Below are 3967 nucleotides of genomic sequence, written 5' to 3' on the forward strand. Positions count from 1 at the left end.
ACTATCTTATGGGAAGAATTTCTAAAGCTATGGATATTGTTGAAAAATATGAGGAGAGATTAAGGAGCGTTAGCTCACCTAAGAGGCGCGAAAAAACCTATCGTAAGGTTTCTAAACAACTAGAATCTTATATCTCTACAGTCAGATACTATATGTTTATAAGGTCAATGATACTAGTAGGGATATACATACTAGATCTCTTTTTAATACTAATGTACCTTAGCTTCAATATATATTTGCCCTTTTATATACCTTATTTAACACTAAAAACTACGACTGGATACTTAATGCTAAATGGATCTCTCTTCGTATTTATAGCATCTTACATTCTTTTCACGCCGTTATCTTTAAGGTCAAATTTAAAAGTATAACTAAGTATTTCTTATTAATGCCTAAACCAGCTCTACGTTCTAGGTCATTAAGAAGAATATATGTTAAGTTACCTAGTGGAAATACTGAAATACACTATGAAAGAAAGAGGAATGATGCTGCTAAATGTGCTATTTGTAAGAAACCTTTACGCGGAGTAAAGACTGATAACTTACATAAATTTAGTAGGACGGAGAAAAGACCTCAAAGACCATTTGGTGGAGTTTTATGCCATAGTTGTTTATCCAAAATAATTATACATGAGGTTAGAAAAAATATTATTTGATTTTTGAGGAGTTTTTATGATTATAGTAATTAGCGGTCCTGCTGGGAGTGGGAAGACCTCTGTAGCGAGTAGGCTAGCAAAGAGTTTATCCTTTAAGTTGGTTTCTGCAGGAAACTTATTTCGTGAGATAGCTAAAGAGAAAGATATGGATGTAATAAGTTTAAATAGGGTAGCGGAGTCTGATTTTGAAATAGATAAGTCTGTTGACAGGAGAATTTATGAATATTTATTAAGCGAGAAAGATCTGGTCATTGAGTCACATATCGCTGGTTGGTTATTTAGAGAATATGCAAATGTAACGATCTATTTATGGGCTCCTCTTAAAGTTAGAGCAACTAGAATTTCTATGAGAGATAATATTCCTTACAACGAAGCATTAATTCAAATCATTAGGAGAGAGTATATGCATTATAGAAGGTTTAAAAAATTTTACGGTATAGATATAAATGATTTATCAGTTTTTGATTTAGTGATAAATACAAACAACATGAGCTTAGATAATGTAGTTAAAGTAATACTTACTTATCTTTTATCAATTTCGTCTAACTCTGGCTCTATAAAAAATGAAGCCAAGTAATGATAGTAGATGGTAAGTTTAATTCAATTCATTCAGAACCTTGATTCAGAAGTCACTGAAGTAGCGTGGAGCATATTTATATTAGCATGGGCAATAGGCTGGGCCCTTAGAGGATCACCAATTCCTATATTTAGAGTAAAGAGAACTGGCCAAGATTTAATAGAAGATGCGATACTTGCTGCATTTTGGATTGCTATAGGTTCTACGGTGTTTTCGTTGATTACTTACTTAGCATCCCAGGTAGGGGGGTAAAAAATAAATGAGTTATTCTCCCTTTTATATACTATTTTTATCTATGAACATAGCAACTTTAACCTATATTCTAGGAGCATTATTTTACGGTCTTCCAATCCCTGTATATGGCGTTAAAAAGTGGGGTCCCAGAATGATAAGTGATGCGATATATGCGGGGGTTTGGATAAATATTTATGGGCTTATTATAGTCTTAGCTAACGAATTACAAAATTTATTAGGAGTAAATTGGAGTATATTTTATACGTACTTAACTAATTTGGAAGCACAAGCTTTCTATCTAATGTTTGAGTTGAAGAGTATTTACTATACATTAGTAAATATTAAAGCCGCGGCGGCAGCTCCAGTGTTTATACCTTTACTTCAGTTCTCCTCATTTATATCAGATATAGTTTTTTTATTACAATTTATTATTGATATTGGAGAGTTTGTTCAAAATTCTTTCATGATTTTAATAGCAATAGGTATCTTGCTACTTTCGTTACCGTTTAGAATAGGAAAGGGTATAGGTGGAAGCTTAATATCGTCATCAATCGTATTTTATATCGGTCTACCCTATTTGCCAATTTTCATGCAGAACATCTATTCCCCACCAACTCAACTACAGTACATTCCAGTATCTGATTTAAACGTGGTTATAGAGACAATAGTTGGATTAGTCCCATCTCTCGTTATGGCTTTTATAATAATTCCTATAATATATATCAGCATATTGGCAGGATTATCGATAGGTTTAGGTAACGCTATTGGTGGTTCCGGTGGAAAAATTCCATTTCCGATAGATTTATTTTAAGGTGATAAAATGAAGAGCTCAACAGTAATAATATTTCTCTTACTAGCTGACACAATAATTGCGTATATATATCTAAAAAATATTTATTTTGTATTATGGAGTGGCATATTGATAGCAATCATATTTCTAATTAATAAATTTATTTTGAAGAAGGTTGAGGGCTAGACTGACCTGACTTCTTTTCCTTTCTAACTTCTTTGGTCATAAATAAAGTAGTCCTTTGTCTTCCTCCCATTTATATCATCAATTAACTATTAATGTTAGAAACATATTATAAATTTTATGAATCCATACGAGTTTTTCGATCACACTGCAGATATAGGTATTAGGGCTTATGGAAATTCACTAGAGGAAGCTTTTTCTAACGCTGCCTTAGCTGTTTTCGAAATAATGACTGATACTACTAAAGTACAGCCGTTGGAATATCGAGAGGTGTTTCTAAATGGATATGATCTCGAAAATTTATTATACAAATGGATAGAAGAGTTGCTATATTACTATGATACCGAATTGATGCTGTTCAGTAAGTTCGATATTGTAATAAATGAAGAAAATATGGTTTTACAAGGAAAGGCATGGGGAGAGAGGTTTAATGAAGCTAAACATGAAAGAAGAACTCTAGTTAAAGCCATGACTTATCACGAGATGTCTATACAAAGATCCGATAACAGATTCATAATTACTTTTGTCGTTGATATCTAGAAATAATATTGGAAATCTTCATTCTGCAACTTTCGCAAAAGTATTTACTCTTTTTGTCAACGTCTTCTATATTAACGCTAAAATTCATTACGCAACCATGATTTTCACAGTGTCTTAAACCTAAGGTATGTCCTACTTCATGAACAACTTCTTTTATAACTCTTTCTGTGAATAAATTCAAATCACTCTCTCTCTTATAAAATTCCTCTCTGAGTCTACTAGTGAATATTATGCAATAGTTCTCCACGGCTAGTCCGAAAATAAAGTTATAACCATTAACATATCCATCTGCATCTAACAAAAACACTACTGAGTCATATTTTAAATTATATTCATTTTTTAAATACTTTAGTAATTCAGCAGCATTATACTGCAATCTTTCCCAGTTAAAACTTGATATCGGTAAATATCTTCTAGTATCAAGCAATATGTCAACATCAAAACCATATGTATTTAAATGGCTGGATATTTCCTCCAATATACTCTTTTCCATTAACGATAAAGGTATAATGAGAACTTTCATACCTCAAACCTCATATTAACTTTACCATGATATTACAGGCCCTTACATGTATTAGGGTGACGAACTTAGTTTTAATACGGTTGTTTAAAAATTTTTATCTAACTTAGAGGGAAAGGGAGAAAATATAAATGTAGGGACCCCTGGAGACCCTGCTTCATTGGCCCCATATACTCTTTTTTGGGCTCTCCAAGGGTGTCGCCAGGTCCCCGTTAAAAATAAAAGGATGAAAAATTATAAAGTCTTAGCTAGTACAGATATAGTGCCGCCGTAGCTCAGCCCGGGAGAGCGCCCGGCTGAAGTTTAAAAAGCAGGGACCGGGTTGTCCGGGGTTCAAGTCCCCGCGGCGGCACTTTAATAAAATCTTTCATTGATGTTAGGTGTGTGGACAACAATTTCATCCACCTCCATAAAATTTTATTCTAACTTATGCTAAATAGATTTCGAGTAAATTGTATTGAAGAATAT

At 33.0% G+C, this 3967-nt stretch carries 8 protein-coding genes and 1 tRNA gene; 8 read left to right on the plus strand and 1 reads right to left on the minus strand.

Annotated elements, in window-relative coordinates:
* The 7 genes from DMP16_RS08325 to DMP16_RS08350 form a co-directional block, all read left to right on the plus strand.
* Nucleotides 1–371, plus strand: a 371-nt coding sequence (locus tag DMP16_RS08325) for a hypothetical protein (RefSeq protein WP_143577086.1), incomplete at its 5' end; no start/stop codon positions are given.
* A 17-nt stretch (nt 372–388) separates the two neighbouring features.
* Nucleotides 389–655, plus strand: a complete 267-nt coding sequence (locus DMP16_RS08330; protein ID WP_069282040.1) for a 50S ribosomal protein L34e — start codon at nt 389–391, stop codon at nt 653–655.
* A 16-nt stretch (nt 656–671) separates the two neighbouring features.
* The gene (cmk, locus tag DMP16_RS08335) at nt 672–1232 is read left to right on the plus strand and encodes a (d)CMP kinase (RefSeq protein WP_069282042.1); all 561 of its coding nucleotides are present in this window, start codon (nt 672–674) and stop codon (nt 1230–1232) included.
* A 9-nt stretch (nt 1233–1241) separates the two neighbouring features.
* The gene (cedA1, locus tag DMP16_RS08340; protein ID WP_069282044.1) at nt 1242–1484 is read left to right on the plus strand and encodes a DNA import protein CedA1; all 243 of its coding nucleotides are present in this window, start codon (nt 1242–1244) and stop codon (nt 1482–1484) included.
* A 7-nt stretch (nt 1485–1491) separates the two neighbouring features.
* Nucleotides 1492–2277, plus strand: coding sequence for a DNA import protein CedA (cedA, locus tag DMP16_RS08345; RefSeq protein WP_069282045.1), 786 nt, complete (start codon nt 1492–1494; stop codon nt 2275–2277).
* Between the two features lie 9 nt (nt 2278–2286).
* Nucleotides 2287–2442, plus strand: coding sequence for a hypothetical protein (locus DMP16_RS11060; protein ID WP_185957845.1), 156 nt, complete (start codon nt 2287–2289; stop codon nt 2440–2442).
* Nucleotides 2443–2559: 117 nt separating this feature from the next.
* Nucleotides 2560–2979, plus strand: coding sequence for an archease (locus DMP16_RS08350; RefSeq protein ID WP_069282047.1), 420 nt, complete (start codon nt 2560–2562; stop codon nt 2977–2979).
* Here the strand turns inward: DMP16_RS08350 and DMP16_RS08355 are convergent.
* Nucleotides 2957–3502 (minus strand): archaemetzincin family Zn-dependent metalloprotease, encoded by a 546-nt coding sequence (locus tag DMP16_RS08355; RefSeq protein WP_069282049.1) that lies wholly within the window; start codon nt 3500–3502, stop codon nt 2957–2959. The genes DMP16_RS08350 and DMP16_RS08355 overlap by 23 nt on opposite strands.
* Nucleotides 3503–3763: 261 nt before the next feature.
* On the opposite strand from DMP16_RS08355, the gene DMP16_RS08360 reads away from it, so the two are divergent.
* A tRNA-Phe gene (locus tag DMP16_RS08360) sits at nt 3764–3851 on the plus strand.
* Nucleotides 3852–3967 lie beyond the last annotated feature (116 nt).

Origin of the sequence: Sulfolobus sp. B1 (assembly GCF_007050195.1) — an archaeon.
In the GTDB taxonomy this organism is placed as follows: Archaea; Thermoproteota; Thermoprotei_A; order Sulfolobales; family Sulfolobaceae; genus Saccharolobus.

Excerpts from the sequence above, each read along its gene's own strand:
- DMP16_RS08330 (WP_069282040.1), top strand. The coding sequence starts at position 389 with ATGCCTAAACCAGCTCTACGTTCTAGGTCATTAAGAAGAATATATGTT.
- cmk (WP_069282042.1), top strand. The coding sequence starts at position 672 with ATGATTATAGTAATTAGCGGTCCTGCTGGGAGTGGGAAGACCTCTGTA.
- cedA1 (WP_069282044.1), top strand. The coding sequence starts at position 1,242 with ATGGTAAGTTTAATTCAATTCATTCAGAACCTTGATTCAGAAGTCACT.
- cedA (WP_069282045.1), top strand. The coding sequence starts at position 1,492 with ATGAGTTATTCTCCCTTTTATATACTATTTTTATCTATGAACATAGCA.
- DMP16_RS11060 (WP_185957845.1), top strand. The coding sequence starts at position 2,287 with ATGAAGAGCTCAACAGTAATAATATTTCTCTTACTAGCTGACACAATA.
- DMP16_RS08350 (WP_069282047.1), top strand. The coding sequence starts at position 2,560 with ATGAATCCATACGAGTTTTTCGATCACACTGCAGATATAGGTATTAGG.
- DMP16_RS08355 (WP_069282049.1), bottom strand. The coding sequence starts at position 3,502 with ATGAAAGTTCTCATTATACCTTTATCGTTAATGGAAAAGAGTATATTG.